29 protein-coding genes are annotated in these 25849 nt (G+C 72.2%); 12 read left to right on the top strand and 17 right to left on the bottom strand.

Translation table 11 applies throughout. The annotated features are described in order from the left end of the window. The coding region (locus tag D0D15_RS28830; protein ID WP_208646198.1) for a sensor histidine kinase at positions 1–806 on the bottom strand (806 nt) is incomplete at its 3' end. Between the two features lie 159 nt (positions 807–965). Here D0D15_RS28830 and D0D15_RS28825 point away from each other — a divergent pair. Beyond that, the gene (locus tag D0D15_RS28825; RefSeq protein ID WP_094007596.1) at positions 966–2054 is read left to right on the top strand and encodes an ABC transporter permease; all 1089 of its coding nucleotides are present in this window, start codon (positions 966–968) and stop codon (positions 2052–2054) included. Beyond that, a complete protein-coding gene (locus D0D15_RS28820) occupies positions 2051–2734 on the top strand; it encodes an ABC transporter ATP-binding protein (protein WP_094007595.1) in 684 nt (227 codons plus the stop codon). Before D0D15_RS28825 ends, D0D15_RS28820 begins: the two co-directional genes overlap by 4 nt. Positions 2735–2825: 91 nt before the next feature. On the opposite strand, the gene D0D15_RS28815 is transcribed toward D0D15_RS28820, so the two are convergent. After that, positions 2826–3809, bottom strand: a complete 984-nt coding sequence (locus tag D0D15_RS28815) for a quinone oxidoreductase family protein (RefSeq protein WP_094007594.1) — start codon at positions 3807–3809, stop codon at positions 2826–2828. A gap of 26 nt (positions 3810–3835) precedes the next feature. Beyond that, the gene (locus D0D15_RS28810) at positions 3836–4141 is read right to left on the bottom strand and encodes an EthD family reductase (RefSeq protein ID WP_094007593.1); all 306 of its coding nucleotides are present in this window, start codon (positions 4139–4141) and stop codon (positions 3836–3838) included. Between the two features lie 89 nt (positions 4142–4230). Here D0D15_RS28810 and D0D15_RS28805 point away from each other — a divergent pair, with 89 nt between their 5' ends. From D0D15_RS28805 to D0D15_RS28785, 5 genes are all read left to right on the top strand, one after another. Continuing rightward, complete coding sequence (locus D0D15_RS28805; protein WP_094007592.1) at positions 4231–4581, top strand: winged helix-turn-helix transcriptional regulator; 351 nt, start codon at positions 4231–4233, stop codon at positions 4579–4581. A gap of 96 nt (positions 4582–4677) precedes the next feature. Further along, positions 4678–4905 (top strand): hypothetical protein, encoded by a 228-nt coding sequence (locus D0D15_RS28800; RefSeq protein WP_143266228.1) that lies wholly within the window; start codon positions 4678–4680, stop codon positions 4903–4905. A 299-nt stretch (positions 4906–5204) separates the two neighbouring features. Further along, the gene (locus D0D15_RS37325; RefSeq protein ID WP_233157423.1) at positions 5205–5462 is read left to right on the top strand and encodes a hypothetical protein; all 258 of its coding nucleotides are present in this window, start codon (positions 5205–5207) and stop codon (positions 5460–5462) included. A gap of 87 nt (positions 5463–5549) precedes the next feature. Beyond that, the gene (locus tag D0D15_RS28790) at positions 5550–5942 is read left to right on the top strand and encodes an ArsR/SmtB family transcription factor (protein ID WP_094007589.1); all 393 of its coding nucleotides are present in this window, start codon (positions 5550–5552) and stop codon (positions 5940–5942) included. A 1-nt stretch (position 5943) separates the two neighbouring features. Beyond that, entirely contained in the window at positions 5944–6588 is a 645-nt protein-coding gene (locus D0D15_RS28785) for an SRPBCC domain-containing protein (protein ID WP_167481578.1), read from the top strand. A 354-nt stretch (positions 6589–6942) separates the two neighbouring features. Here the strand turns inward: D0D15_RS28785 and D0D15_RS28780 are convergent, their stop codons facing one another. Together D0D15_RS28780 and D0D15_RS28775 are read right to left on the bottom strand one after the other, a co-directional pair. Further along, positions 6943–8367: an MFS transporter gene (locus D0D15_RS28780; protein ID WP_094007588.1), complete on the bottom strand. Its 1425-nt coding sequence runs from the start codon at positions 8365–8367 to the stop codon at positions 6943–6945. After that, positions 8364–9236 carry an alpha/beta hydrolase gene (locus D0D15_RS28775; protein WP_094007587.1) on the bottom strand — a complete coding sequence of 291 codons (873 nt, stop codon included), beginning with the start codon at positions 9234–9236 and terminating at the stop codon, positions 8364–8366. Before D0D15_RS28775 ends, D0D15_RS28780 begins: the two co-directional genes overlap by 4 nt. A gap of 122 nt (positions 9237–9358) precedes the next feature. On the opposite strand from D0D15_RS28775, the gene D0D15_RS28770 reads away from it, so the two are divergent. Together D0D15_RS28770 and D0D15_RS28765 are read left to right on the top strand one after the other, a co-directional pair. Continuing rightward, positions 9359–10315 (top strand): LysR family transcriptional regulator, encoded by a 957-nt coding sequence (locus D0D15_RS28770; protein ID WP_094007586.1) that lies wholly within the window; start codon positions 9359–9361, stop codon positions 10313–10315. Positions 10316–10367: 52 nt separating this feature from the next. Then, a complete protein-coding gene (locus D0D15_RS28765) occupies positions 10368–11237 on the top strand; it encodes an alpha/beta fold hydrolase (protein WP_094007585.1) in 870 nt (289 codons plus the stop codon). A gap of 1 nt (position 11238) precedes the next feature. Here D0D15_RS28765 and D0D15_RS28760 read toward each other — a convergent pair whose 3' ends face one another. From D0D15_RS28760 to D0D15_RS28720, 9 genes are read right to left on the bottom strand one after another with little or no spacing between them, the layout of a single operon-like run. Then, the gene (locus D0D15_RS28760; protein ID WP_094007584.1) at positions 11239–11991 is read right to left on the bottom strand and encodes an SDR family NAD(P)-dependent oxidoreductase; all 753 of its coding nucleotides are present in this window, start codon (positions 11989–11991) and stop codon (positions 11239–11241) included. Positions 11992–12012: 21 nt separating this feature from the next. Next, positions 12013–13365, bottom strand: a complete 1353-nt coding sequence (locus D0D15_RS28755; protein ID WP_094007583.1) for an MFS transporter — start codon at positions 13363–13365, stop codon at positions 12013–12015. Continuing rightward, positions 13362–14432 carry a maleylacetate reductase gene (locus D0D15_RS28750; protein ID WP_115944897.1) on the bottom strand — a complete coding sequence of 357 codons (1071 nt, stop codon included), beginning with the start codon at positions 14430–14432 and terminating at the stop codon, positions 13362–13364. The genes D0D15_RS28755 and D0D15_RS28750 overlap by 4 nt, the downstream gene beginning before the upstream one ends. Then, a complete protein-coding gene (locus D0D15_RS28745; protein ID WP_094007581.1) occupies positions 14429–15298 on the bottom strand; it encodes an intradiol ring-cleavage dioxygenase in 870 nt (289 codons plus the stop codon). The genes D0D15_RS28750 and D0D15_RS28745 overlap by 4 nt, the downstream gene beginning before the upstream one ends. After that, positions 15295–16125, bottom strand: coding sequence for a sugar phosphate isomerase/epimerase family protein (locus D0D15_RS28740; RefSeq protein WP_158224469.1), 831 nt, complete (start codon positions 16123–16125; stop codon positions 15295–15297). Before D0D15_RS28740 ends, D0D15_RS28745 begins: the two co-directional genes overlap by 4 nt. Then, positions 16122–16745, bottom strand: a complete 624-nt coding sequence (locus D0D15_RS28735; protein ID WP_094007579.1) for a nuclear transport factor 2 family protein — start codon at positions 16743–16745, stop codon at positions 16122–16124. Before D0D15_RS28735 ends, D0D15_RS28740 begins: the two co-directional genes overlap by 4 nt. A gap of 17 nt (positions 16746–16762) precedes the next feature. Beyond that, a complete protein-coding gene (locus D0D15_RS28730) occupies positions 16763–17509 on the bottom strand; it encodes an SDR family NAD(P)-dependent oxidoreductase (RefSeq protein WP_198958325.1) in 747 nt (248 codons plus the stop codon). Continuing rightward, the gene (locus tag D0D15_RS28725; protein ID WP_094007578.1) at positions 17506–18216 is read right to left on the bottom strand and encodes an alpha/beta fold hydrolase; all 711 of its coding nucleotides are present in this window, start codon (positions 18214–18216) and stop codon (positions 17506–17508) included. The genes D0D15_RS28730 and D0D15_RS28725 overlap by 4 nt, the downstream gene beginning before the upstream one ends. After that, positions 18213–19466 (bottom strand): MFS transporter, encoded by a 1254-nt coding sequence (locus D0D15_RS28720; protein ID WP_233157422.1) that lies wholly within the window; start codon positions 19464–19466, stop codon positions 18213–18215. Before D0D15_RS28720 ends, D0D15_RS28725 begins: the two co-directional genes overlap by 4 nt. Before the next feature lie 158 nt (positions 19467–19624). Here D0D15_RS28720 and D0D15_RS28715 point away from each other — a divergent pair, with 158 nt between their 5' ends. Continuing rightward, the gene (locus D0D15_RS28715) at positions 19625–20374 is read left to right on the top strand and encodes an IclR family transcriptional regulator (protein WP_115944896.1); all 750 of its coding nucleotides are present in this window, start codon (positions 19625–19627) and stop codon (positions 20372–20374) included. A 658-nt stretch (positions 20375–21032) separates the two neighbouring features. Here the strand turns inward: D0D15_RS28715 and D0D15_RS28700 are convergent. Together D0D15_RS28700 and D0D15_RS28695 are read right to left on the bottom strand one after the other, a co-directional pair. Then, positions 21033–21893 carry a class I SAM-dependent methyltransferase gene (locus tag D0D15_RS28700; RefSeq protein ID WP_115944895.1) on the bottom strand — a complete coding sequence of 287 codons (861 nt, stop codon included), beginning with the start codon at positions 21891–21893 and terminating at the stop codon, positions 21033–21035. Positions 21894–21969: 76 nt separating this feature from the next. After that, the gene (locus tag D0D15_RS28695; protein ID WP_094009228.1) at positions 21970–22572 is read right to left on the bottom strand and encodes a helix-turn-helix transcriptional regulator; all 603 of its coding nucleotides are present in this window, start codon (positions 22570–22572) and stop codon (positions 21970–21972) included. Positions 22573–22685: 113 nt separating this feature from the next. Between D0D15_RS28695 and D0D15_RS28690 the strand changes: the two genes are divergently transcribed. Next, positions 22686–24266 (top strand): MFS transporter, encoded by a 1581-nt coding sequence (locus D0D15_RS28690; RefSeq protein WP_094009227.1) that lies wholly within the window; start codon positions 22686–22688, stop codon positions 24264–24266. Positions 24267–24294: 28 nt separating this feature from the next. Here the strand turns inward: D0D15_RS28690 and D0D15_RS28685 are convergent, their stop codons facing one another. Further along, on the bottom strand, positions 24295–25137 hold the full coding sequence (locus D0D15_RS28685) for a helix-turn-helix domain-containing GNAT family N-acetyltransferase (protein WP_094009226.1): 843 nt from the start codon (positions 25135–25137) through the stop codon (positions 24295–24297). A gap of 102 nt (positions 25138–25239) precedes the next feature. On the opposite strand from D0D15_RS28685, the gene D0D15_RS28680 reads away from it, so the two are divergent. Next, positions 25240–25849: NAD(P)-binding domain-containing protein (locus tag D0D15_RS28680; RefSeq protein ID WP_115944894.1), on the top strand; the 610-nt coding region annotated here is incomplete at its 3' end.

The following is a 25849-nucleotide window of genomic DNA, read 5'->3' as shown; positions in this document are numbered from 1 at the left end:
GTGTTGCTGTCCATGGCGGGCGGGGTGAGGGCGGCGACGAAGCGGCGCGCTTCGGTGAGGCTGTCCACTGTGGCCTGACGGGCCTGGTCCACGTGGCGGGCGGCGTTCCCGGGTGTGCCGGGCAGGGCGCGTTCGGCGGCGCGCAGCAGCAGCTGGATGCTGGACAGACCCTGGGTGAGGGTGTCGTGGATCTCGCGCGCCAGACGTTCGCGTTCCGCCAGCACCCCGGCCGTGTGCTGGGCGGCGGCCAGGTCGGCCCGGGTGGCGGTGAGCTCCTCGATCAGCCTGCGGCGCTGTTCGCTCTCCCGGTACAGGGCCTGGTATCCCCACACCACCGCGACCGCGACGGCGGCGCCGAGCGCGGGACCGATCACCATGGCGACGCTGACGGAGCCGGTGTGGGCGGCGAACGCGCTGATCGCGATGAGCGCGGTCGCCGCGACGGCGGTCAGGCCGGCGCGGCGCGGCAGCAGGTGGAGCTGGAGAAAGTACAGCGGGAACGCCACCCAGACCCCGTCGGCGGACAGGACCAGCAGCCCCAGCCAGCACGCGCCGACGACCGCCAGCCACCAGGCCGCCGCCGGACGGGAGCGGCGGATGCGCGCCACGAGCGGCCCGGCCGCGGACACCCCGGCGCACACCACCGCTACGGCGACGGTCGTCGCGGCGTGCGGCCGGCTGTCGACCACGGCGCGGGCGGCGGCCAGCACGAGCAGGCCGATGATCAGCAGGTGCAGGCACCAGGCCAGGGCCCGCAGCGCCGGGGTCGGGGCAGGAGCGGCGGTATCCACAGTGGCTTCCAGCATACGGACACCGACCGCGAGGCCGCCTCTATCGAAAGTGATAACCCGCGTGCCGTCTTCCGGCCCGCGAAGTGCCGTCCTGCGCCAGACGCGCACACCGGGGACCAGCGGCGACAGTGGAGCCATCCCGATGCCATCACCGGAAAGGACAGGCCCCCCGCCGTGTTCGTCGCCTGGAGAGATCTGAAGTTCGCCAAGGGGCGTTTCGCCCTGATGGGCACCGTCATCGTGCTCATCACCCTGCTGGTCGGGCTGCTGTCCGGCCTGACCGCCGGCCTGGGCCGGCAGAACATCTCCGCCATCACCAGCCTGCCTGCCGACAAGATCGTCTTCCAGGCTCCCCGCGGCGGAGGGGACCTGTCCTACGCCGACTCCACGGTCACGGAACGACAGTGGCGGCAGTGGGCCACGACCCCCGGTGTCACCAGCGCCGAACCGCTGGGCATCACCACCACTACGGCCACCACCGCCGGCACCAGCACAAGCGTCTCCGCCTTCGGGGTCCGGCCCGGTTCCCGCCTGGCCCCCGACAGCAGCAAGATCACCGGCGATTCCGCGGTGTTGTCCACCCCGGCCGCCGCCGACCTCGGCCTCGCCCCCGGCGACACCTTCACCCTGGCCGGGCAGCGACTTACGGTCGCCGCCGTGTCCGGCGAGGCGTCCTTCAGCCACACCCCGGTCATCTGGATCAGCCTCGGCACCTGGCGCAAGACCGCGCCTCCCACCGCTGACGGCGAGGGCCCCGCCGCGACCGTCATCGCCCTGACCACCACCTCCGGCGCCGATACGGCAGCCGCCGACGAGGCCGCGGGCACCCAGACGGTCACCAAGGACGATTCGCTGTCCGCGATCGGTTCCTACGCCTCGGAAAACGGCTCCCTGCAGCTGATGCGCGGCTTCCTGTTCGCCATCTCCGCCCTCGTCATGGGGGCCTTCTTCACCGTGTGGACCATCCAGCGCAGCGGCGACGTCGCCGTCCTGAAGGCCCTGGGCGCCTCCACCGCCAGCCTGCTCGAAGACGCCCTCGGCCAGGCCGTCGTCCTGCTCGCCGGCGGCACCCTGATCGGCACCGGCCTCGCCGTCGCCCTCGGCGCACTCGTGGCCGGCGCCGCGGTGCCGTTCCTCCTCACACCCGCCACCGTCCTGATCCCGGCCGCCGTGATGATCCTCCTCGGCGCGCTCGGAGCCGCCCTGTCCATCCGCCGCATCACCTCCGTCGACCCGCTGACCGCCCTGGGGAGCGCACGATGAGCCTCAACCTGACCGACATCACCCTCACCTACCCCGACGGCGACACCCGCCTGACCGCCCTCGACCACGTCACGCTCGACGTCCCCGAGGGCAGCCTCACCGCCGTAGTCGGCCCCTCCGGCTCCGGGAAGTCCAGCCTCCTGGCCGTAGCCGCCACCCTCATCACCCCCGACGCCGGCACGATCACCATCGACGGCACCGACACCACCGGTATGAGCCGCGGCGAACTCGCCACCCTGCGCCGCCACAAGATCGGCATCGTGTTCCAGCAACCGAACCTGCTGCCCTCGCTCACCGCCGTCGAACAGCTGCAGGTCATGGCTCAGATCGACGGCCGCAGCCCCACCAAGGCCCGCACCCGCGCCCTGGAACTCCTCGACGCGGTCGGGCTGGCCGGCCAGTCCCAGCGCCGCCCCCACCAGCTCTCCGGCGGCCAGCGCCAGCGCGTCAACATCGCCCGCGCCCTGATGAACGACCCCACCGTCCTCCTGGTCGACGAACCCACCAGCGCACTCGACCAGGAACGCGGCGGCGCCGTCATCGACCTGATCACCCGCCTCACCCACCAGCAGGCCACCGCCACCATCCTGGTCACCCACGACCGCACCCACCTCGCCGCCGCCGACCGGATCGCCGAAATCCAGGACGGGAGCCTGCGCCTGCCGGCCGCCACCCGTTAGAGGTCCAGACAATCAGTGCGCTACACCCCGGATGGAGCGGTGGGGCCTCGGTCCGGGCGGACGCCGTTGCCCGTGTCCCGCAGCGCTCGCCTCAGTTCCCGATCTTCGCCACGTACTTGCCGCGGCCGAGTCCCTTGCTGAGGAGGTCGTGGATCGCCGCGACGCGGTCGAGTTCGACGACGGTGACGCCGGGGCGGAGGCTGCCCTGGGCGACCAGGTCGAGTCCGGTGGTGAGCGCTTCGGCCGCGGCCCGGGGGTCGGTGGCGATGAGCCGGCTCATGCTGAAGCCGACGATTCCGGCGTTGTGGCCGATCAGGCGGCCCGCCGGTGGGAGCGGCGCCGGGGTGCCACCGCCGGCGTTGCCGAACAGCACGACACGCCCGCCCGGCGCGAGCAGGCTCAGGTCGAGGTCGAGCAGCGCGGTGCCGGTGGGGTCGAGCACGACGTCGACACCGTCGGGGGCGATCGTGTGGACGGCGTCTGCCAGGTCCCCGTCGCGGGCGAACACGTGATCCCAGCCCGCGGCGAGACCGTCGGCGATCTTGTCCGGCCTGCCGACGGTCCCGATCCGGCGGGCGCCGCCCAGTGCGGTGGCCACCTGGCTCACGACCGAGCCGAGCCCGCCGCTGGCGGAGTGCATGAGCACGGTCTCGCCGGGCCGCAACCGGGCCCGCTCGGTGAGCAGGAGCAGGGCGGTGGCCACGACGAGCGGAGCGGACGCCGCCGTCGCGAGCGCGACGCCGTCGGGCACCGGCGCGATGACCTCCGCGCCGGCGAGGGCGACCTGCGCGAGGCCGCCGCCGGGGGTGAACGCGGCCACCCGCTGCCCGATCTGCCTGCCGGTCACCCCGGCGCCGACCGCGCGGATGGTTCCGGCGACTTCGAGCCCGGGGACGTACGGCCACCCGGAGGCGTAGCCGGGGTCCCCGCGGCGGGCCATGACGTCGATGAAGTTGATCCCCGCGTAGGCGACGTCGATGGCGACCTGCCCCGGCCCGGGCTCCGGCGCGGGCACCTCGGCCACGTTCGTCGCACTGCCGTCCACGGCCGGCCCGGACATGAGCAACGCCTTCATCACGGTTCCCTGTTCGATGTTCTCGCTCAGTCGTTCTGCACCGGGTAGTGGATGACGATCGCGCCACCGGTGGCGTAGTTGGGGACATCGGCAGCTGCCTGCTGGCCCTCCGGAGACGTCCTCGCCGCGGTCATCGCCGCTTCGTCGGCGAAGTCGGCTTCGAAGATCGCGAAGTACGGTGTTCGTCCCTCCGTCGCTGCCACTTCGAAGCTGTAGCGCCACGCCAGCAGGCCGGGCATGCGCGTGGCCAGCGGCAGGTGGTGGTTCACGTAGTAGTCGCGGAAGTGGCCGGGGTCGGTGGGCTCGGGATACAGGACCACCAGCTTGTGCACGACAACCTCCAAGTGCTTCGAAAATCGAATCAGTGGGACGCACGATAGTGTGTCGGATATCGAAGCCGCAAGAGGGGACGGTACGACGGATGGCTGCACCCAGACCGGGCCGCCCGGTGCGAGGGTCGAGCACCGGCCGGCCGCTGATGGCCGCCCTCGACCTGTTCGGCCGCAGGTGGAACCTGCGGATCGTCTGGGAACTGCGAGACGGGCCGGTCGGGTTCCGTGCGTTGCAGGAGCGCTGCGACAACATGTCCTCCAGCGTGCTGCGGCAACGGCTGACCGAGCTGCTCGATGCCGCCCTGGTCGAGCAGCAGCCGGACAGCACCTACGCCCTCACCGAGCTGGGCCACGGCGCCCACCGCGCGCTGCGCCCGCTCGCCCGGTGGTCCACGGAATGGGCCGCGACGCTCTCCGCCGCCGACCACCAGCGCTTCTGACGCTCGAGCGCCGGCGCTGCACCACCGGATGCACGGTGAGATCGCCGGCAGCTGTGCTGGCATGATGATCATCAACGCCGACCGAAGGGAATGCGAGTGAAGCGAATTCTGACGACGGCAGTGGTCACCTCGGCTGCTGCCGGCATGCTGCTGGCGGGCGCCGGCACAGCGTCCGCGCAGGACCCGTACGCCAAGTACGCCACCAAGTCCGCGTGCGAGACCGCCGGTTTCCAGTACGTGCACGCCGGCAAGGCGTACCGCTACGCCTGCACGGGCCCGCACGCCGGCCCGTCCAGCCAGAAGTACTGGCTGTACCTGATCTGACGCCTCGGTGGCCGCGCCGCCGAGGTGACGACGGCGTCCACAGTGGCCGGCGCCGGCCAGGAGCCGGGCCGGCGCCGAACACCGCGCCCCCTTCTGGGAAATGGTGAGTACGTGACATCCGGAGGGGCGATCGGCTCCTTGATTCCCTCCGCGAGCTCCAGGTAGCGACCACGTGGGCGGTCGTCACCGAAGAGACCGGCAGCGGGTCCACGTGGCAGCTCGCGGGACCGACGTGGCAGGCCACCGTAGTCGTCGAGCCGCGAAGCTGGCTCGGGTCGACGTTCCAGGCGCGGGATCCAGTGACCGGCAGGAGTGCCACCTACGACATCGACACCGACCTGTACGACATTTCGCTGGACGATCAACGCGAATTCGCGGAGGAGATCGAGCGCGATATCGTCGAGTTTCTCGGCAGCCTGAGGGCGAAAGCCGTTCTGCGTGGGAATGACGGATCGAATTCGTGCTCGTCTTTCCAGGGGCGTTTCATGGCCAGCGTGCGCACCTGCGCGGATCTTGCCGCCGGTCGGGCGGGCGGTGAGTTCGTTCCGGTGGAGTGACGACCAACTCCGCCTCCCCCTGGAGGTCCTGGTCGACATCACGTATCAGCCTTGATTTATATTAGCCCGCCCCGGTAGGATCTCGGTGTGCACGCGTTCGACATCCTCGGCGACCCCGTACGCCGGCGCATTCTCGAGCTGCTCGCCGACGGTGAGCAGACCTCCGGGGCGGTCACGGATGTCATCCGGGCCGAGTTCGGCATTTCCCAGCCCGCTGTCTCCCAGCATCTGCGTGTGTTGCGGGACAGCGGGTTCGCGTCGGTCCGGGCCGAGGGTGCTCGCCGGTTCTACACGGTGGAGCCCGCGCCGCTGCGCGAGGTCGATGCGTGGCTGGACCGGTTCCGCCGGTATTGGGAACAACGCCTCGACGCCCTCGGCACCGAGCTGGCCCGGGGCAAGCGCGCACGCCGGCCCCGGGCCGGTGAGGCGCCCACCCGGCCGGCCGGGCACAGCCCCGATCCATCCACCGAGAGGACATGACATGAAGGACGTACTGGACGAGCTGGCCGCCGTGCGCCGGGTCATGGGCAAGGGCAGCGTGCCGGCCGGTGAGGCGTACACCGTGGAGCTGCGGCGCCGGTACGACGCGGAGATCGACGACGTCTGGGACGCCATCACCAACCCCGAGCGGCTGCGCCGCTGGTTGAGGCCGGTCACCGGAGACCTCCGGCTTGGCGGGAAGTACGAGTTGGCCGGCGGTGAGCACGGCGAAATCCTCCGGTGTGAGCCGCCGCGGCTGCTCAAGGTGTCCTGGCTCTACGGCCCGGACGCCGAGGCCTGGCCCGGCACGAGCGAGGTCGAGGTGCGCCTGGCCCCGGGTCCCGCCGGCGACACCGAGTTCGAGCTGATCCACGCAGCGGTCGTCGGTGAGCCCTCCTTCCCCACCTACGGCCCGGGCGCCGGCGGCGTCGGCTGGGACCTGGCGCTGCTCACCCTGGCCCGGCTCCTGGCCGATGGCGGGAGCGCCGACCACGAGGAGTTCGAGAAGTCGCCCGAAGGACGCGAGTTCAGCCGGCGCAGCGCCGCGGCCTGGGGCGAGGCTCAGTTGGCCGCCGGTGGCGACCCGGAGCACGTCGCGGCCGCGGTCGAGGCCACCACCAAGTTCTACGCACCCGACCCGGCCTGACATTCCTGACCGGGTGGGCGCGGCGCTCGCGCCCACGATGAGAATCAGGTTCCTCGAGCGGCTCCCGGATCACGGACGGGTCCACAGTGGAGTGTCGCGGGCCGGGGACGGCGGGTTCTTCTACGCGCCGACGGTGGTGGCAGGGCGATGAGATCGTCACCGACGAGGGGTTCGGTCCGGTCATCACCGTCCAGCGGGTCGGCGACGAGCAGGAGGCGATCGGCACGCCAGCTCCGTCCGCTACGGGCTGGCGCGTGACCACGGCCGCGGGATGCGGTCAACGGCGTCACCGGATGGATCAACCGCGCCTACGTGGATTGGGGACCGGTCGGGAGCGCCTGCTGAGGTGTCCGGTCACCCGGACGGCGGGTGCGGGGGAAGGCCGGCCGCCGCTGGCATCCGCCCGGACGGCGCGCTGCCCGGTGCCTTGCGGGCCAGTCCGATGGCGCACGCGGCGGCGAGGGTGAACACCGCGGCCTCGTAGGTCATCGCGTGCCACAGTGCTCCGCCGGCGTCCGGGGCGGATGCCGCGTAGGCGATGCCGGCCAGCGTGACGCCCAGCGTCCCGCCCAGTTGCTGCGCGGTCGGGAGCAGGCCGGAGACCGAGGTGGCGGCCTCGGGCCGGACCCTGGCGATCACCTGGGCGAACGCGGAAGCGGTGAACAGCCCGAAACCGGCGCCGCCGAGGGCGAGAGCCAGCCAGTACATCCACAGCAGACCGTGGTGGCCGAGAGTCACCGGGACGGCGAGCGACACGAGCCCCAGGGTGAGGGACGACGCGGCGAGGACGCCGGGGCCGGCACGCCCGCCCAGCCGTTGCGCGATCCCGCTGCCCGCCAGCGCGCCGAGGGCGTACGGGGTGACGCCGAGCCCGGCCTGCAGGGGGCTCCAGCCTGCCGCGCCCTGCAGGTGCATCGACAGCAGCAGCGTGAACGACGGCACGCCCGCGTTGAAGACCAGGACGACACCGAGCCCCCACCTCGTCGCCGGCTCGGCCATGGTGGACGGATGCACCAGGGGAGCGGGCACCCGGCGCTGGGAGACCGCGAAACCGGCCAGGATGACCACCGCCAGCGCGAGGCTCACCCAGGTCCACAGTGGCCACCCCGCCTCCCGCCCCACGGCCAGCGGGAGGATCAGCAGCGCGAAACCCAGCAGGCTCAGCACCGCCCCGACCGGATCGACCCGTGCCCGGACCTGTCCGGTGTGGACGGTCGGCAGGACGGGGGACAGGGCGAGGGCCAGGAGCCCGATCGGCACCGTCACCAGCATGGCCGCCCGCCAGCCCAGCCCCAGCGGGTCGAGCTGGATCAGCACGCCGCCGAGCACCGGGCCCGCGAGCGAGGCCGCCGCCATGGTCGCGCCGAACGCGCTCAGTGCCGCGGGCCGGCGGGGCGCGGGCACCGCCGACTGGATGATCGACAGGATCTGCGGCGCCATGAGCCCGCTGCCGGAGCCCTGCACCAGGCGGCAGGCGATCAGCACCCACGCCCCGGGCGCCGCGGCCGCACCGAGGGAGGCGGCGGTGAACAACGCCATCCCGGCGACGAACATCCGCCGGTACCCGTACCGGTCACCCAACCGGGCCGACACGATCAGGGAACAGGCGTAGGTGAGGGTGTAGCCGGCGAGAACCAGCTGGGTTTCGCCGGCTCCGGCACCCAGATCCCGCCGGACGTCGAGGACACCGACCTGCAGGACCGTCACGCTGAACAGCTGGACGAACGTGCCGGACAGGATGACCGGCAGGAGGAGCCGCCGCCGCAGCGCCGGCGTCACCGGGTCACCGCGCCCTGCAGGGCGATGGTCGCGAGCAGCGCCGCCAGTTCCGCCGGACGGGTCACGAACGGTGAGTGGCCGCCGGGCAGGGACCGCACGTGGAACGGGTTGTCCGGCGTGACCCGGTCGGCCTCGGCGATCATCAGGTCCTGGGTGACGGGCGGCAGGGCGAGGTCGCCGGTCAGCCTGACGTAGGAGCGCGGGAGACGTCCCCAGCGCCCGGGCGTGACCTCGACCGGCGTGGTGAAGCTGCGGTACGGGTGGTCCGGGTGCAGGAAGTGGCGCCAGGTGTCCGGCTGGTCCGCGGGCAGGTCGTTGAGGAAGGCCCGGCGGATCACCTCGGTCACGGCCGGATCGGGCGACAGCGGGTTGATCCGGAACGCGCCGAGCTCCGCCGGGTCGGCGACGGGCGGAACCTGGACGGCGCCGGCGTTCTCCTCCGCGCCGATGTAGTCGGCGAACCGGGGCCTGCCCGCGGGCACGAACGCGGACAGGTACACCAGCCGGTCGACCAGCTCGGGGGCCTGCTCGGCGGCGGCCGACACCGGTGATCCGCCGGCGCTGTGCGCGACCAGGACCACGTTCCGGTAGCGCGTGCGCGCGCTGACCATCGCCTCGAGCACCACGTCCGTCGCGTGTTGCATCGTGATCTCGTGCAGCGCCGACTTCTCGGTGGCGAGCCCGGGCTGGCCGGGCAGGAAGTACCCGGACGGGACCGGGGCGCCGAGCCCCGCTCCGGGCAGGTCGACGGCCACCGACGCCAGGCCGTGCCGGGCGAGGGCACGCTGGGCCGGCGCCCAGTGCAGTGCGGAGTGCCACGCGCCGTGCACCAGCAGGACGACGGTTTCGCAGGCGGAGGGACGGTTCACGGGAAGTCCTTCGGAGGTAGTCGATCGAGGGGACCGGACCAGATCACCGCACCGGGACCCGCGTCATCCACCGCGATATCTCACAGCGCCGCCCGCGATACTTCCTCCGTATCATCGCGCTCGTGGAAGCCCGTCACCTCCGCTACGCCCTGGCGCTGGCCGAGCACCAGCACTTCGGCCGCGCCGCCGCCTCGCTCGGCATCGCCCAGCCACCGCTGTCCACCCAGATCGCCGCGCTGGAACGGGAGATCGGCGAGCGGCTGTTCGACCGCACGGCACGCGGGGTCTTCCCCACCGCCGCCGGTGAGGCCTTCCTCGCCAGGGCACGCAGCGCGCTCGCCGAGATGAACCTGGCCCGGATCGACGCCGGCCGCGCCGCGCGCGGGGAAACCGGGCGGCTCCGGATCGGGTTCCTCGGATCCGCGCTGCTCGCCCCGCTGCCCGGCGTGATCGGCCGCTTCCGCAGGACCCATCCGGACGTCCGGCTCACCCTGCAGGAGCTGGACAGCCCCGCCGCGTCGGCGGCGTTGCTCGCCGGCGAGCTGGATGTGGCCGTCGGGCGGGGCAGCCCCCGGGGCGCCGGGGCGGAGGACCTGGTCACGGTGCCCATCGGGGCGGACCACCTGGTGGCCGTGGTGTCCACGATGCACCCCTTCGCCGGGCGCCCGTCCGTCGGCGTCGAGCAGCTGACCCGCGAGCCGCTCGTGGTCAGCGCGGACGCGGCCGGCACCTACCTGAGACCACTGTTCGAGGCCGACGCGGCCGTCCTCGACGCCGCCACGATCGCCCGGGACATCCACACGATCGCCGGGCTCGCCGCGTGCTGCGCCGGGGTCGGGCTCGGGCCGGCCCGGATGCGGCTCCTCGCTCGCGACGACGTCTGGTTCTGCGACGTCGAACCCCGGTTCCGGTTGCCGGATCTGCAGATGTCGTTCCGGGTGACCGATTCCTCGCCCGTCCTCGCGGCGTTCCTCGCGGTGGTCCGGCAGAACTGCGCGGACGTGGGCTCCCGGCTCGACGAGCTCCTCGCCCGGCACCCCGCTGCCACTGAGCGGCAACCGCCGCTTGGTGTGTCCTGAGCGGCGCGGGCACTGTGGTCCCGGAGAACTCCCGTGACCGCAAGGGGAAGACATGCCGTGGGACATTCGCGAATCGGTGCGCCTCGACGACGTCGAGCTGGCCTACCGCGTCGCCGGGGACGGGCCCGAGGCCGCCGTGCTGGTGCACGGCTGGCCGCAGACGCACGCCTGCTGGCGGCACGTGGTGGAGCCGCTCAGCCGCGGGCGCACGCTCATCGTGCCGGATCTGCGTGGGTACGGTGACTCGGGACTGGCCCGCTCGGGGGAGTACGACAAGCGCGCCACCGCCGCCGATCTCAGTGCCCTCATCCGCCACCTGGGGTTCTCCTCGGCGGTGGTGATCGGCCACGATCGCGGCGCGCGCGTCGCGCACCGGTGGGCCCTGGACCACCCCGCGGACATCGATGCCCTGGTGCTGCTGGACATCCTGCCGACCAGGGTCGTCATGGACACGTTCGACCGCGACTCGGCGAGCGCCATGTGGCACTGGTTCTTCCACCGGAACCCGGAGCTGGCGGCGACACTGGTCGCCGGCAACGTCGAGGCGTATCTGCGGCACTTCTTCTCCCGGGTCCTCGAATCCGGCGCCGTGGACGCGCGGACCTTCGAGCACTACGTCGCCGCGTTCAGCGATCCGGGACACCTGCGAGCGTCCTTCGAGGACTACCGGACCGGCTTCTCCACCGACCTCGACCGTGACCAGGCCGATCACGCGCGGGGGCTGCGGGTGCGGGCGCCGCTGCTCGTGCTGTGGGGCGCCGAGGGCGGTCTCGGCGGGACCGACGTGGTGCGCGTCTGGCAGGAGCACCACGCCGATCCCGTGGCCGTGCGCGGGTACGCCGTCCCGGGCGGTCACTACGTTCCCGAGGAAGCACCCGGGGACGTGGTGGCCGCCGTGGAGGCGTTCCTCGCCCAGCGGTGAGTCACACGGCGGTGAGCCCGCCGTCGACCAGGATCTCCACACCGGTCACGTAGGAGGCCTCGTCGCTGGCGAGGAAGAGGACGACGTCGGCGACCTCCCGCACCTCGCCGGCCCGCTTCATCGGCACCCCGTCCAGTTGCCGGGCCCGCCACACCGGGTCGGCCGAGCCGCGGGAGGTGCGCATCGGCGGGAGCATTCCCGGAGCCACCGCGTTGACCCGGATCCCGTCGTCGGCGTAATGCACGGAGGCGGTCCTGGTCATCGACTTCACGGCCGCCTTGGACGCCCCGTAGCCGAGGTGCACGCCGAGCTGGCCGATCGAGGCCGAGATCGAGGACAGGTTGACGATCGAGCCGCCGCCGGTGCGGGCCATGGCGGCGGCGCCGTGCTTGATGCCGAGGAACACACCCTTGGCGTTGACCAGCATGAGCTGGTCGAAGAACGCGGTGCTGGTGAGGTCGGGGTCGAAGGTGCCGCTGATCCCGGCGTTGTTGACCAGCACGTCGAGCCGCCCGAACTCCGCCAGGACCTCGTCGATCGCGGTCGTCCAGGAGCCTTCGTCGGTGACGTCCAGGTGGAGGTAGCGCGCCCGCCCGCCGCCGGCCTGGATTTCCTTGACCACGGTGGTGCCGTCGTCGTCGTTGATGTCGGCGACGACCACGGCCGCGCCCTCGCGGGCGAACGTCGTGGCGGTGGCGCGGCCCATCCCGCTGGAGGCGCCGGTGATCAGCGCGGTCTTGTCGCGCAGTCGCATGATCGGGTCCCTTTCCTGAGGTCAGCTGTGTGCGGAGAGGCGTCCGGTGACCGGTTCGCCCTCGGGTGCGCGGGCTCGCCTGCCCTTGACGACGACGGCGAGGATGCACACGGCGCCGGGCACGAGCAGCGAGAGGAACACCTGGTGGTAGTCCAGACCGGCGGCGACGAGCACCGTGCCGATGGCCGCTCCGCCGATCGCCCCGAACCGGGCGACGCCGGTCGCCCAGCTGGTTCCGGTGGCGCGGATGCTCGTGGGGTAGAAGGCGGCGCCGATGATCGGGAAGGCCGTGCCGCAGGTGTTGGTGAACACCCCCATCACGAACATCAGCGTCCCGAGCACCAGCACGTTCGGCGGCGCGACGGCCACCAGCACGAACATCGCGCAGGCGCACCCCATGGCGGCGACGACCGTGCGGTGCAGGCCGAAGCGGTCCATCGCCGACCCGATCCCGAGGTTGCCCAGTGTGCCACCGGCCTGGAGCAGCAGCCCCATCGTCGCGGCGGCGGTCAGGGAGAAGCCGATGTCGGTCATCAGGATGGGCATCCAGCTGTTCGTCAGGTAGACGATGAAGAACGCGGCGCTGAAGCCGATCCAGATGGTGGCGGTCCCCAGCCGGAACCGGCGGGCCACCAGCCCGGCGACCCGGGCCTTCGCCTCCACCGGCGGCTCGTGGAGGGCGAACCGGGTGCCGGGCGGGAAGTTCTCCGGCACGATCCGGTTCACCAGGCCCACCAGCTCGGCCTCCCGCCCGGCCTGGCGGGCGAGGTACTTCGGCGACTCGGGCAACGCGAAGTAGACGACGACGGCGTAGGCGATCGGCAGGACACCGGCGGCGACCAGCGCCCAGTGCCAGCTCGCGACCTGCACGACGAGGCTGGTGAGGAACCCGGCGATGGCGCCACCGAGGGTGTGGCCGCAGTAGGTGAGCGCCATCATCGTGCCCCGGCGCCGCACGGGAGCGTACTCGGAGACCAGCGTCGTCGCGTTGGGCAGCGCGGCACCGAGACCGAAACCGGTGAGCAGGCGGAGGATCGAGAACCACACCACGTCCGGGGCCAGCGCGGTCGCCGCGCACATCACCCCGAAGAAGACCATCGAAGCGAGGATGACCTTGCGCCGGCCGACGCGATCCGCGATCGGCCCGGCGACCAGGGACCCGAGCGCCATGCCGAGCAGCCCGCTCGTGATCACCGGCCCGAGCTGGGCCTTCGACAGGCCCCAGTCGGCGAGCAGGGGCGGGCCGAGGTAGGCGACGACGGCGAGGTCCAGGCCGTCGAGGACCACCACACCCAGGCAGAGCAGCAGGACTTTACGCTGCAGGCCTCCGACCTTGTTGCGGTCGATGACGTGTTGCAGGTCGAGACTCGTCACGTGTCCTCCGTGGGACAGGAGCCGGTGAGCGCGCCGCCGAGGATGGCTCGCAGATCGTGTTCCGTCACCGGCTTCGGATTGGCGTAGGGCGCGGACAGCGCTTGGGCCACCACGGTGTCCACGCCGTCCTCCGGCATCCCGAGTGCCTTCAACGACATGTCGGCGCCGAGATCACTGGCGAGGCGGAACAGGTGCGCGGCCGGATCATCGGCCCCGAACGCAGCCCGCAACGCGGCCCGCGCCCGGGGCGCGGCCGGGAGGTTGACCGCGAGCACGTGCGGGAGTACCGCGGTGTGAATTTCGGCGTGCGGCAGGTCGAACGTGCCGCCGAGGATGTGACACAGCTTGTGGTGCAACGACATCGTGGTCGCGCCCAGCACGCTGCCGGCGAGCCACGCCCCGTAGAGGGCCTCCGATCGGGCGTCGAGATCGTGCGGATCGGCGGCCACCCGGGGGAGCGCGGCGGCCAGCGCGCGTGCCGACTCGGCCGCCATCAACGCGGTGACCGGTGAACCGTCCGGGGCGTAGAGCGCTTCGGCGGCGTGCGCGAGGGCGTTGACCCCGCTGGTGAGCGACAGGGCCGCCGGCAGGGTGAGGGTCAGCCGCGGGTCGTAGACCACAGTGGACGGCAGCACTCGGGGGTCCCGGCCGGTGGTCTTGCGGCCGGCGTCGGTCAGGCCCCAGATCGGGGTCATCTCCGAGCCGGCGTAGGTCGTGGGCACCGCGACGACGGGCAGCCCGGTGTCCTTGGCGATGGCCTTCGCCAGACCGATGGCGGAGCCGCCACCGACGGCGAGACATCCGTCGGCGCCGAGGTCCCGGCTGCGCGCGATCACCGCCGTCGCGACCGCGACCGGCACGTGCGGGGCGGCGTGCGCGTGCAGTGCCGCGACCCGGCCGCCGAGCGGGGACGTGAGCTCGGTGGCCAGCTCCGCCTGCTCCGGGGTGCACACCACGATCAGCCTGCGCAGGCCCAGGCGCTCGACCTCCTCGGCCAGGCGGCTCACCGCCCCCGCCGCGAACACGACCCGGCCGGGGCGGCTCTCGTGCACGAAGTCGTGGGTCATGACCGAACCCGATCCAGGACGATGTCGAATTCGAGGAGCCGGAACGGGTTCGCCACCCCGTAGCGCGCGGCGCGATCCGGATCGTCGACGTCGGTGACGGGCCGGATCAGCGACTCCTTGACCCCGAACACCGTGTCGGAGTCCAGGTACGGGCTCCCTTCGACGAACACGTGGGTGGTGAGCGGCGCGTGGCCCGGGGCGTCGGCGATGACGTGGATGTGCGCGGGCCGGTTCGGGTGCCGCCTGGTGGCGGCGAGCAGCCGGCCCACCGGTCCGTCGTCCGGGATCGGGTAGTAGCGGGGAACCACGGTGCGCAGCCAGAACCGGCCGTGCTCGTCGGTGACGAACAGCCCGCGAAGGTTGCGCTCCGGCTGCACGCCGGGTTGCTGCACGTCGTAGAACCCGGCGCCGTTGGCCTGCCACACGTCCACTCGCGCGCCGGGCAGCGGGGTTCCGTCGGACGAGCGGACCTGCCCGGCGAACACGCACGGCTCACCGTTGCCGTCGAGCGAGATGTTCGCGCCGAGCTCGCGTGGCGGGGAGTCGACCAGGTGGAACGGGCCGAGGACCGTGGTGTCGGTGGCGGCGGCGGATTTCCGGTTGTTGATCGCGTCGACCAGCATCGACACCCCGAGCACGTCGGAGAGCAGGACGAACTCCTGGCGGGTGTCGTCGCAGGTGTGCCCGGTCGCGGTGAGGAAATCGATCGCCTGCTGCCACTCCGCGTCGGTCAGTTCGACGTCCTTGACGAACGCGTGCAGGTGCTTGACGAGGCTCGTCATGACCTGCTTCAAGCGTGGGTCGGGGGTGCCGGCGAAGCTCTCCGCGACGACCTCCGCCGAGGTGTCCTCCGAAAAGCCGGTCATCGGCCCTCCTCGAGGTTGATCGTCCAGGGGGGCGCGGGGAATGCGGCGCGGTCGAGGACGTCGGTGGCGGCGTCGAAGGCGAACCGGGCCGCGTCCCGCGCCGGGCGGGCGTCGAGCTCGTCGGAGAAGACCTCCGCCGACATCGGCGCGGTGACGCCGCGGTCCCGCAGGGCGCCCAGCACGGCGAGCGTGTCCCCGGCGCCGCGGCCGGGCAGCAGCCGCCGGTGGCGGGCCTCCTCGGTCAGGTCGGGGCCCGGTTCGGGCAGTACGTCGCACAGCTGCACCGTGGTGATCACGGAGGCGGGGATGCCGTCGAGATCGGCGGGCGTGGCGCCGGAGCGGAACCAGTGCCACAGGTCGAGGGTGATCCCGCCGTTGCGCCGGTCCGCCGCGGCGACGACCTCCCACACCTCGCCGAGCGTGCGGACGTGGCTGTAGGGGAGGAACTCGAAGCCGACCAGCACGCCGTGCTCGGCGGCGCGGTCGCACAGCGCGCCGAACGGCTCCACCAGGTCGGTCAGCGGGTGCGCCTGGAACATCGGGACGTTGAGGTGCCGCACCCCGATCCGGTCGGCGAGCCGGAACATGGCCTCCTCCACCGGATCGGGGCCCAGCGCCCAGTCCCAGTTGTGCTCCAGCTCGAGCACCCGCAGACCGTGCTGGTCGAGCAGGTCGCGGATCCGCCCGTCGGGCAGGTCCGTGCCGAGGTAGTCGCTCACCCGCAGTCCGATGCCGGTGAACCCGGCCTGGGCAGCCGCGGTGATGCGGGTGGGGAGGTCGGCGTGGCGCAGCGTGTTCGCGCTGCAGTTGAGGTGCTTCATGCTCATCCCTTGCTCACCTCGCCCGCGGTGGCCGAGCCCGCGAGCCATTTCGCGCCCTCGTCGTACAGGCGGCGCACGGCCTCGCCGGTGAGCCCGGGCAGCCCGGTCTTGACCGTGAACCCCGCCTTGGTCTGCAGGTAGGCCAGATGGCGGTATCCGGACGGGAACCGGTTCAGCAGTCCGGTGTCGAGCTCCAGGCGCGCGGACGGGTCGACGGGGTCGAGCCGGTCCTTCTCGTAGATCGGCTGCCTGCGCACGATCTTCCACGCGCCCTCGTGGCGGCAGCAGAAGTCGTAGAACCGGCCGGTGCACACCACGTCGGCCTCGACCCCGTCGACGCTCGCGCGCTGGCTGATCGTCATCTTCGTCTGGACGACGGCCCGGTCGCCGTCGACGTCGGCGCTGTGCCCGCCCAGGAAGTGCAGGATGTTCACGCCCCGGTCGAACCCCTCGCGGCTGACCGCGATGAACTCCGCGGCCGGCCCCTGGAACCAGGTGGCGGTCATCCACCCCTGGCTCGGGTGCCAGACCGTCGCGAAGCGGTCCCAGTCGCCGGCGTCGCGCCAGACGACCCAGTTGTCGACCAGTTCGCGCAGTTCCAGCCTGTCTTCGAGGCTCGTCGGCATGCTTTCCAACCCCCTTGTCATCGGATCGCCGGCGCCAGCTGGGTTCCGGCGGCGACGTGGATCACTTCGCCCGTGATGGCGCGGGCCCGGTCGGACACCAGGAACGCCACGGTGTTCGCGACGTCGGCCGGTTCCACCAGCCTGCCCAGCGGCGAGGCGGCGGCGAACCGGCCGGCGTAGTCGTCGAGGAACCCCGGATCGGCCTTCTGGGCGTTGAAGGCGGTGTGCACGAAACTCGGCGCCACGACGTTGACCGTGACCCCGAGCGGGCCCAGTTCGCGGGCGGCCACCCGGGTCAGCCCGACGAGCCCGGCCTTCGACGCGGAGTACGCCGGGGTCCAGCCGCCGCCGAGCCACACGCGCGAGCCGATCGACACCACCCGGCCGCCGCCCTGCCGCCGCCACCGCGGAACGCAGTGCTTCATCAGCAGCACCGGCCCGGTCAGGTTCACCTGCACCGTCGCCTGCCACGTGTCGAGGTCCAGGTCCGCCACCGTGTGCGGCGGCTCGATGCCGGCGTTGTTCACCAGCGCGTCGACCCGGCCCCAGGTGGCGTCCACCTGCTCGACGGCGGCCCGGACCGCTGCCTCGTCGGTGACGTCCGCCTCGACGCCCAGCACCTCTCCGGTGAACCGATCCGCGGCCTGGCTCGCCCCGCGGCGGTCCAGCAGCGCGACCCGGAAGCCGTCCGCGAGCAGGGCCGTGGCGATCGCCGTGCCCATGCCGCCGGCGCCCCCGGTCACGATCGCGACCGGGGCGGTCACGACGCGTGCTCCGTCGCGACCTTGACGATCGTGTCCGCCACGGCGCCGGGCATCGACAACATGGGGGAGTGGCTGGAGCCGAGTTCGCTCACCGAGCCTGCCCGGGCGGCCATCTTGCGCTGGACCTCCGGCGTGCAGGCCCGGTCCAGCGTGCACACGACGAAGTGGGCGGGAACCGTCCGCCAGGCCGCGCGGGAGACGACCGCGGTCCGGGCGTCGGCGTGCTCGGGGGTGAGGCGCCCGGCCGCGCTCGCCGCGTCGGCGGGCGCGCAGTCGTGGTAGAAGGCGTGCCGCGCGGTGTCCGGGTCGATGACCAGGTAGTCGCCGACCTGGCGGATGTCGTCCTTGCCCGCCTGGGAGCCCGCCTCGGCGTCGTTGACGGACGCCACCGAGTCGCCGGGTTCGAGGCAGAACGCGCTCAGGTAGATCAGGGCACGCACGCCCGGGGCGTCGCCGACCTCGGTCAGCAGGGCGCCGGAGTAGGAGTGGCCGACGAGCACGACGTCACCGGGGATGCCGTCGAGCACGCGGACGAGGTGGTCGCAGTGCCCCCGGAACGTCGGGTCACCCGGGGCCCGGTCCTTGCCGGGCAGCGTGACGCTGACGCAGGGATAGCCGTCGGCTTCGAGCAGGGTCGAGACACGTTCCCAGGCCCAGCCGCCGTGCCACATCCCGTGCACGAGAACGATGGTGGGACGGTCGGTCATGACGCGGTCCTTCCGGTCAGTTGCTTGTCTACTGTGGACACGCTGGTGTCACGGGTGCGGAGGGAGTAGGTGAGCGCGATCCCGGCCACGTAGATCCCGGCGATCACCCAGAGCGTCCCGGCGACACCGATCGGCGCCACCAGCCCGGCGACGACGGGCCCCAGGAACTGGCTCACCCCCGCGCCGAGGTTCAGGATCGCGACGGCGCCGCCGACGCGGTGCGGGGCCAGCGCGGGCAGGATCGCCGAGAGCGGGACGAATCCGGAGAGCCCGGCGCCGTAGACGACGGCGACCACGAGGACGGCCCAGAAGTTCGGGCCCAGCAGCGCCGGCACGTAGTAGAAGGCGGGCACGCTGAGCGCGCAGAGCAGACCGCCGAACCACGCCACCGTGCGGACGCGGCCGATCCGGTCGGCGACGTAGCCGAACAGCACGTTGGCGAGGATGTTCGTCAGCAGCATGGTGCCCCACACCGTCTGCCATTCCGGTGTGGACAGTCCGACGTCCCGCACCATGAACGTGCCCAGGAACACGACGAAGGCGTAGAAACCCAGGGTGTTGATCACCCGGACGATCCCGCCGAGACCCACCTTCGGCCGTTCGACGACGACGGTGACGGCGCCGAGCACGGCACGCAGGCTGGTCGCGGCACCGGCAGGCGGTTGCGGGCGGGCCTTGACCAGGACCGCGAGCAGGATCCCGCCGGCCCCGATGAACGCCAGCGAGGTGACCAGGGTGGCGAACTCGCCGATCAGCGGGATGACCGCCCCCGCGTAGTAGGAGCTGATCACCCCGAGGCCGAGCACGAAGAAGAACCAGTACCAGCCCACGGCCTTGCCCATCACCGACTCGGGCGTGTCCATGGCCACCCAGACGAGGAAGCCGTAGGAGAACAGCGGATAACCCAGCCCGCGGACGCCGAAGCTGATCAGCATGACCGTGAAGTCGCCCTGAGCCAGCGCGACCAGGAACGCGATCTCGAAGACCACCCAGATCGCGAACCCGGCGAACATCACGCGCCGGGGGCCGAACGCCTCGGCGAGCGCACCGGACAACCAGGCGGCGACGGCGACGACGAACCCGTAGACGCTCCACAGCAGCGAGGTCTGGCCCGGTCCGAAGCCGCGCTCGGCGAGGTAAGGGGACAGGAAGCCCGACTCGATGCCGTCGCCGATCATGAACAACGTGAGCGCCACGAACCCCCAGCGCAGATGCGGGACGATGCCCTGCCGTGCCCAGAACCCGCTCATCGGTCCGGCCACCCGGTGACACGGCCGTCGGTTGTCCTCATCCTCAGAACCTCCTTGTTCTGCCCTGGTCTCGCGGGAACGTAGCGATCCTGCGGCCCGGCCACCGCCGGCACCAGACGTGATTGCCGCCCAGTGGCAATCGTCTGTACATTGGCGGCATGGCAGGCCGAACGAACACGCCCGGACAGTCGGTCTCCCGGCGGCTGCTGACCGTCCTCGACTGTTTCGACGTGGCGCATCCGGCGCTCACGCTCACCGAGGTGGCCACCCGCAGCGGCCTGCCCATCTCGACCGCGCGCCGGCTCATCACCGAGTTGCGGGAGTGGGACGGGCTGGAACGCCTCGAGGACGGCCGGTACCGCATCGGGATGCGCTTGTGGACGATCGGCACCCTGGCCCCGCGGCAGCGTGGGCTGCGGGAGGCCGCGCTGCCCTACATGCACGACCTCTTCCAGGCGACCCAGGAGAACCTCCAGCTCACGGTGCTGGAGGGCACGCAGGCGCTGTGCATCGAGAAGATCTCCAGCACCAAGGCCGTTCCCACGCGGACCGAGGTCGGTGGCCGCCTGCCGCTGCACGCGACCGGCGTCGGGAAGGTCTTCCTGGCGTTCTCCGGACAGGACCTGCTGCGGTCGGTCGTCGAGGCGGGGCTGGCCCGGATGACCCCGCACACGATCACCCAGCCGGGCCGCCTCGCGGCCGCGCTGGAGGAGGTCCGCAAGACCGGTGTCGCCTACTCCTACGAGGAGATGACCCTGGGCGCGGTGTCCGTCGCCGCCCCGGTCCTCGGCCTGGACGGCCGGGTGCGCGCCGCGCTCGGCATCGTGGCGCATTCCCGCGCCGCCGTCGTCCGGCTCGCCCCGGCTGTGCGCACCGCGGCCCTGGGCATCGCCCGCTGGGCCGGTTGAGCCACGGCGGGAGGCCGGTCAGGCTTCGCGAGCGGCCTCGCTCCTCACGCGCGGCGTGCGGCCCAGACGGAACGTTCGGTGCGGACTGCGAGGTCGTCACGCCGCAGGAGGCTGTGCGGGCTGTTCGTGTCGAGCAGCCGGTCGAGCGCGGCGCGGCCCTCGGGATCGCGCGCTGGGCCGGCTGAGTCCCGTCGGGGACCGGTCAGGGGAGGCCCGGCGGCGGGCGGCCGGCGGAGCAGGTGATCCAGCGCGGCGCCGGCCCGCCGCGGCAGATGCCTCGTGCCGGGCAGCACGGCCGCTCGGCAGTGGTCAGTCGCGTCGATGAGTCCGGCTTCGCGGAGGGCCTCTCCTCACGCGCGGCGTGCGGCCCAGACGGAACGTTCGGTGCGGACTGCGAGGTCGTCACGCCGCAGGAGGCTGTGCGGGCTGTTCGTGTCGAGCAGCCGGTCGAGCGCGGCGCGGCCCTCGGGATTGCGCGCTGGGCCGGCTGAGCCCCGTCGGGGACCGGTCAGGGGAGGCCCGGCGGCGGGCGGCCGGCGGAGCAGGTGATCCAGCGCGGCGCCGGCCCGCCGCGGCAGATGCCTCGTGCCGGGCAGCACGGCCGCTCGGCAGTGGTCAGTCGCGTCGATGAGTCCGGCTTCGCGGGCGGCCTCGCTCCTCAAGCGCGGCGTGCGGCCCAGACGGAACGTTCGGTGCGGACCGCGAGGTCCTCACGCCGCAGGAGGCTGTGCGGGCTGTTCGTGTCGAGCAGCCGGTCGAGCGCGGCGAGGTCCTCGGGGTCGAGCTCGGCCGCGACCGCGCCGCGGGCGCGCTGCAGCGCGCCCAGGGCGTACCGGCCGATCGCCGCGTCGCCGGTGCCCTTGACGTCCACGTCGACGACGAGCCGGTCCTCCACCACGAATCCGGCGGCGGCGAGCATCGGTCCCCAGTCGGCGCCGCGATGGGGGAGGTGCTGGGCGTGGCGCCGGTCGCTCACGGCGTGGACGCGGTCCTCCAGGCCGGGCCGGTCGGCGGGTGCGGTCCTGGGCAGGAAGCGGGGAATGCCCGCCATCTCGACCACGACGAACAGGCCGCCGGGCGCGAGCAGGTCGTGGACGGACCGCAGGGCGCGGCCGGGATCGGCCATGTGGTGCAGGGCGCCCGAGGCCCAGACGAGGTCCGGGGTGCCGAGATCGGGCCAGGTGGCGTCGTCGAGGTCGGCGAGCACCGTGTGCACGTGCCCGGCCATGCCGCGGGCGCACGCCTTCTCGCTGAGCCGCCGCAGGTGGCCGGGGGAGGTGTCCACGGCCGTGACGTGCGCCTCCGGGAACTGGTCGAGAAGGGCGAACGTGCCCGCCCCGGTGCCCGCGGCGAGGTCGACCACCTGGCGCGGCTCGCCGTGCAGGGGCAGCCACCTGATGATGCCGGCGGTGTGCTCGGCGAGGACTTCCGCGTCCAGTTCGAGGATCTCCGCCAGCGCGCTGTCGGGGTCGTGGTGGTGGCCGTGCCGGCGGTGGTCGTGGTGCTGGGCGTGCGTCATACTGCGACGATAAGCGCGTTATGCCTTTTCCGCGTGTTGTCATGCGCATTGCGCAAGGAAGTCGGCTCGCGCGATGCTAGGAGCGCAAGTCGTGGCGTCGTGAGCCGTCGTCCTCGGAGTTGTCGTTCTCGCGATGCCCGCGGCGGGCGTCGCGGTCGTAGATGAACAAGACCTCGCACGGGCGGCCCTCTGCCCCGATGGCGTGCGGCGTCATGGTCGGGAACTCGGCGGCGCGGTTCGTCTCGACCCGGAACCTGGCGTCCCCCAGCACCAAGGTGGCGGTGCCGGACAGCACGAGGAGCCACTCCCGGCCGGGGTGGGCACGCATCCTGGCGGGGTTGTCCGGCGGCGGCTCGGTCAGCCGCCTGCGCATCACCGTCATGCCGGGGTCGCTCTTCATCGGCCAGCTCAGTCCGCGCGCTCCGTGGTTCATCGGGCTGATGATGACGTCGTCCACGGCGTTCTCGACCAGCTGGTCGAGGGTGGTGTCCAAGGCGCGGGCCAGTGCGACGAGCTGGTCCAGCGCCAGGCGGCGCTGACCGTTTTCGATGCGGCTCAGCGAGGACTGTCCCAGGTGGACTCGCTTGGCCAGTTCCTCCAGGGACAGGCCCTGCGCGACCCGCAAGGCCCGGATCCGTTTGCGCACGAGGCCGTCCAGCGCACTTTCTTCTTGCGTCATGAGCAAGAGTGTATGCCATTGACGCAAATCCTGCTTAACATCGTGGCAGACGGTTCCCGGGCGCCGAACCACGTTCCGGGCCGTGATCTCCCAAATCCATCGGAAAGGAACCCATGAGCACCAACCAGCCCGCGCAGGGGGCTGCCACCCCGGACGCGCGGCAGCTGCGCACCATCCTCATCTCCGTGTCCGTCTCGTTGATGGCCGTCGTCGCCTCGGTCTCGGGCCTGAACGTCGCGCAGACCCACATGGCCGTCGAGTTCGGCGCCTCCCTGGGCACGGTTCTCTGGATCATCAACATCTACACCCTGACCCTGGCCGCGCTGCTGCTGCCGCTCGGCGCGATCGGTGACCGCCTGGGCCGCAAGCCCATGCTCACCGCCGGGCTCACGGTGTTCGGCACCGCGAACGTGGTGGCGGCACTGGCCCCGACCGCCGAGGTCATGATCGCCGCCCGCGCGATCGGCGGCGCCGGCGCCGCGATGATCATGCCGATCACCCTTGCCGTCATCACCTCCACCTTCCCCGAGGAACAGCGCGGCAAGGCCATCGGCGTGTGGACGGCCGTCGCGGGAGGCGGCGGCGTCCTGGGCATGTTCCTCTCCGCCCTCCTGGTCGACGTCGTCGACTGGCGCTGGCTGTTCGCGCTCCCGATCGCGCTGATCGTCGTGGCGATGGCGACGACGGTGAAGTCGGTGCCCAACTCCCGTGAGCGCGCGGCACACGCCTACGACACCGTCGGCGCGCTGCTCTCCGCCGTCGCCGTCGTCGGTCTCATCTTCGCGCTGCAGGAAGGGCCCGAAGGCGGCTGGGCCGCCCCGGAAACGGTGATCAGCCTCGCCGCCGGCCTCGTCGCCGGCATCGCCTTCGTGGTCTGGGAGCTGCGCCGCCGGGACGCCGCCCTGCTGAACGTGCGCTTGTTCCGGGAACGCGGCTTGGCGGGCGGCTCGCTCACGTTGCTCGCGGTCTTCGGCGTCCAAGCGGGTATCGGCGTGGTGCTGTTCCCGTTCTTCCAGGCCGTGCTCGGGTGGTCGGGACTGCTGTCGACGGCGGCCCTGATGCCCATGGCGATCTCGATGATGCTGGCTTCCGGCCTCGCGGCCAAGCTGGCCGCGGGCATCGGCTCCCGCGCGACCATGGCTGCCGGCGTCGCGCTGGCCGTCGTGGGACTGGTGTTCATGGCCCTGTTCGTCTCGGTGTCGGGCGGCTACCTGTCGATCCTGCCGGGGCTGGTCGCCGTGGGTCTGGGCATGGGCCTGTCGATGACGCCGTCCACCGAGGCCATCACCGGCTCGTTGCCGCGGGACAAGCAGGGTGTCGCCTCCGCGCTCAACGACATCACCCGCGAACTCGGCACCGCCCTGGGTGTCGCGGTGCTGGGCGCGCTGCTGTCCGCCGGGTATCGCGGCTCGATCGACGGCAGGCTGGCCGGTGTCCCCGAGGAGGCCGCGGACGTCGCCAGGGAGGGCGTCGCCAACGCCGTCGAGGTCTCGGGCGGCGCCGGCGCGCAGGCGGCACAGATCGTCCAGGCCGCCCGCGAGTCGTTCGTGGACGGATGGCAGCAGTCCATCTGGGCCGGAGCGGCCGTGATGGTGGTGTTGTTCGTCTACGTCGCCGTGTGGGGCCCGAAGAACCGGATGCGCTCCACAGTGGACGACACCGAGACCGCGCTCAGGTCGAGCCTGGTCGAATGAGCCGGCTCGACCCAGCTCAGCCGCCCGGTCAGCTGATGTTGTTGCGGCGTTCGAGGAGGACGGTGTCGTGCCAGGTGCCGTTGCGTTGGGCGATGCGTTCGCGGATGCCGATGGTGCGGTAGCCGGCGGAGTGGTGCAGGGCGAGGCCGGCGCGGTTTTCGGTGAAGATGGAGGTTTGCAGGGTCCAGTAGCCGGCCTCGTCGAGGGCGATGACCTGCTGCCGGATGAGGGCTTTGCCGATGCCGCGGCCGCGGTGGCCGTCGGCGACGTAGATCGAGGTTTCGGCGACGCCGGCGTAGCAGTCGCGAGTGGACACCGGGGTGGCGGCCGCCCAGCCGACCACTTCGCCGTCGAGTTCGGCGACCCACCGCTGGTCCGGGAGCCATGTCGCGTCGAGGGTGGCGCGGCTGGGGACGGTGGTGTCGAAGGTGGCGATCCCGGTGGCCATGCCTTCGCCGTAGATGCGGCGGACCGCGGCCCAGTCCTCGTCGCGCAAGGCCCGCACGGTGACGTCGGCGGGGACGTCTTCGGGGCAGCAGGGACGCGGCGCGAGCAGGCCCATGACCGCGTCGGCGGCGTGCGGGAGGCCGGCGCAGCAGGCCGCGTTGACGGTGACGACCGTGGCGGTGCCCTCCTTGCGCACCTGCACGAACCCGACGTCGGCGAGCTTGCGCACGTGGTGTGAGCAGGTGGACTGGCTGATGCCGAGCAGGCCGGTCAGGGCGCCGACCGTGATGCCGCGAGGCGCGGTGGCCACGGCGTGCAGCAGCCGCACCCGGGTGGGCTCGGCCAGGCACGCGAACCAGTCGGCGTAGGTGGCGGCTTCCCCGTCGGGCAGGACCTGGGCCTGGGGCGCGGCAGTCGTGGTCATGTCCCCGAGTGTATCGATTCCAATCGATGGTTGCCTCGATCGATGACAGTCGATACAGTCTGAGGCCAAGTCAATCGAGCTGGATCGATGGAAGGGGCCGGGATGAGTGAGCTGCCCGTCGTGGTGGTGGGGGCTGGGCCGATCGGGCTCGCGGCGGCCGCCGAGGTGCTGGAGCGGGGTTTGGAGCCGGTGGTGCTGGAGCGCGGGTCGCGGGCGGGGGCGTCGGTGGCGCAGTGGAACCACGTGCGGTTGTTCTCCCAGTGGTCGGAGCTGGTGGACCCGGCGGCAGGCCGCCTCCTGGAGGCCACCGGCTGGGAACACCCCGCGGTCGAGGACTACCCGACGGGGCAGGAGTGGGTCGCGCGTTACCTCGCCCCGTTGGCCGCCGCGCTGGTCGACCGCGTCCGGTTCGGCACCGAGGTGGTGGGTGTCGCGCGCCGTGGCCGGGACCGCGTGGTCGACCACGGGCGGGACACCGAGCCGCTGGCGGTGCACGTCCGGCACGCCGACGGCCGCGAGGAGCTGATCACCGCGCGGGCCGTGATCGACGCCTCGGGCACGTGGACCAACCCGAACCCACTGGGTGGCGACGGACTCCCGGCGCTGGGCGAACGGGCGGCGGCGGACCGGATCACCTACCAGGTGCCCGACCTCGGCGACCCGGTGGTCCGGGAACGGTTCGCCGGCAGGCACGTCGCGGTCGCGGGCAGCG

Source organism: Amycolatopsis thermalba (assembly GCF_003385215.1).
GTDB classification, from domain to species: Bacteria; Actinomycetota; Actinomycetes; order Mycobacteriales; family Pseudonocardiaceae; genus Amycolatopsis_E; species Amycolatopsis_E thermalba.
This window is presented reverse-complemented; position numbering and strand designations above follow the sequence as displayed.

Excerpts from the sequence above, each read along its gene's own strand:
- D0D15_RS28820 (WP_094007595.1), top strand. The coding sequence starts at position 2,051 with ATGAGCCTCAACCTGACCGACATCACCCTCACCTACCCCGACGGCGAC.
- D0D15_RS28815 (WP_094007594.1), bottom strand. The coding sequence starts at position 3,809 with ATGAAGGCGTTGCTCATGTCCGGGCCGGCCGTGGACGGCAGTGCGACG.
- D0D15_RS28805 (WP_094007592.1), top strand. The coding sequence starts at position 4,231 with ATGGCTGCACCCAGACCGGGCCGCCCGGTGCGAGGGTCGAGCACCGGC.
- D0D15_RS28785 (WP_167481578.1), top strand. The coding sequence starts at position 5,944 with ATGAAGGACGTACTGGACGAGCTGGCCGCCGTGCGCCGGGTCATGGGC.
- D0D15_RS28765 (WP_094007585.1), top strand. The coding sequence starts at position 10,368 with ATGCCGTGGGACATTCGCGAATCGGTGCGCCTCGACGACGTCGAGCTG.
- D0D15_RS28760 (WP_094007584.1), bottom strand. The coding sequence starts at position 11,991 with ATGCGACTGCGCGACAAGACCGCGCTGATCACCGGCGCCTCCAGCGGG.
- D0D15_RS28750 (WP_115944897.1), bottom strand. The coding sequence starts at position 14,432 with ATGACCCACGACTTCGTGCACGAGAGCCGCCCCGGCCGGGTCGTGTTC.
- D0D15_RS28745 (WP_094007581.1), bottom strand. The coding sequence starts at position 15,298 with ATGACCGGCTTTTCGGAGGACACCTCGGCGGAGGTCGTCGCGGAGAGC.
- D0D15_RS28740 (WP_158224469.1), bottom strand. The coding sequence starts at position 16,125 with ATGAGCATGAAGCACCTCAACTGCAGCGCGAACACGCTGCGCCACGCC.
- D0D15_RS28735 (WP_094007579.1), bottom strand. The coding sequence starts at position 16,745 with ATGCCGACGAGCCTCGAAGACAGGCTGGAACTGCGCGAACTGGTCGAC.
- D0D15_RS28725 (WP_094007578.1), bottom strand. The coding sequence starts at position 18,216 with ATGACCGACCGTCCCACCATCGTTCTCGTGCACGGGATGTGGCACGGC.
- D0D15_RS28720 (WP_233157422.1), bottom strand. The coding sequence starts at position 19,466 with ATGAGCGGGTTCTGGGCACGGCAGGGCATCGTCCCGCATCTGCGCTGG.
- D0D15_RS28715 (WP_115944896.1), top strand. The coding sequence starts at position 19,625 with ATGGCAGGCCGAACGAACACGCCCGGACAGTCGGTCTCCCGGCGGCTG.
- D0D15_RS28700 (WP_115944895.1), bottom strand. The coding sequence starts at position 21,893 with ATGACGCACGCCCAGCACCACGACCACCGCCGGCACGGCCACCACCAC.
- D0D15_RS28695 (WP_094009228.1), bottom strand. The coding sequence starts at position 22,572 with ATGACGCAAGAAGAAAGTGCGCTGGACGGCCTCGTGCGCAAACGGATC.
- D0D15_RS28690 (WP_094009227.1), top strand. The coding sequence starts at position 22,686 with ATGAGCACCAACCAGCCCGCGCAGGGGGCTGCCACCCCGGACGCGCGG.
- D0D15_RS28685 (WP_094009226.1), bottom strand. The coding sequence starts at position 25,137 with ATGACCACGACTGCCGCGCCCCAGGCCCAGGTCCTGCCCGACGGGGAA.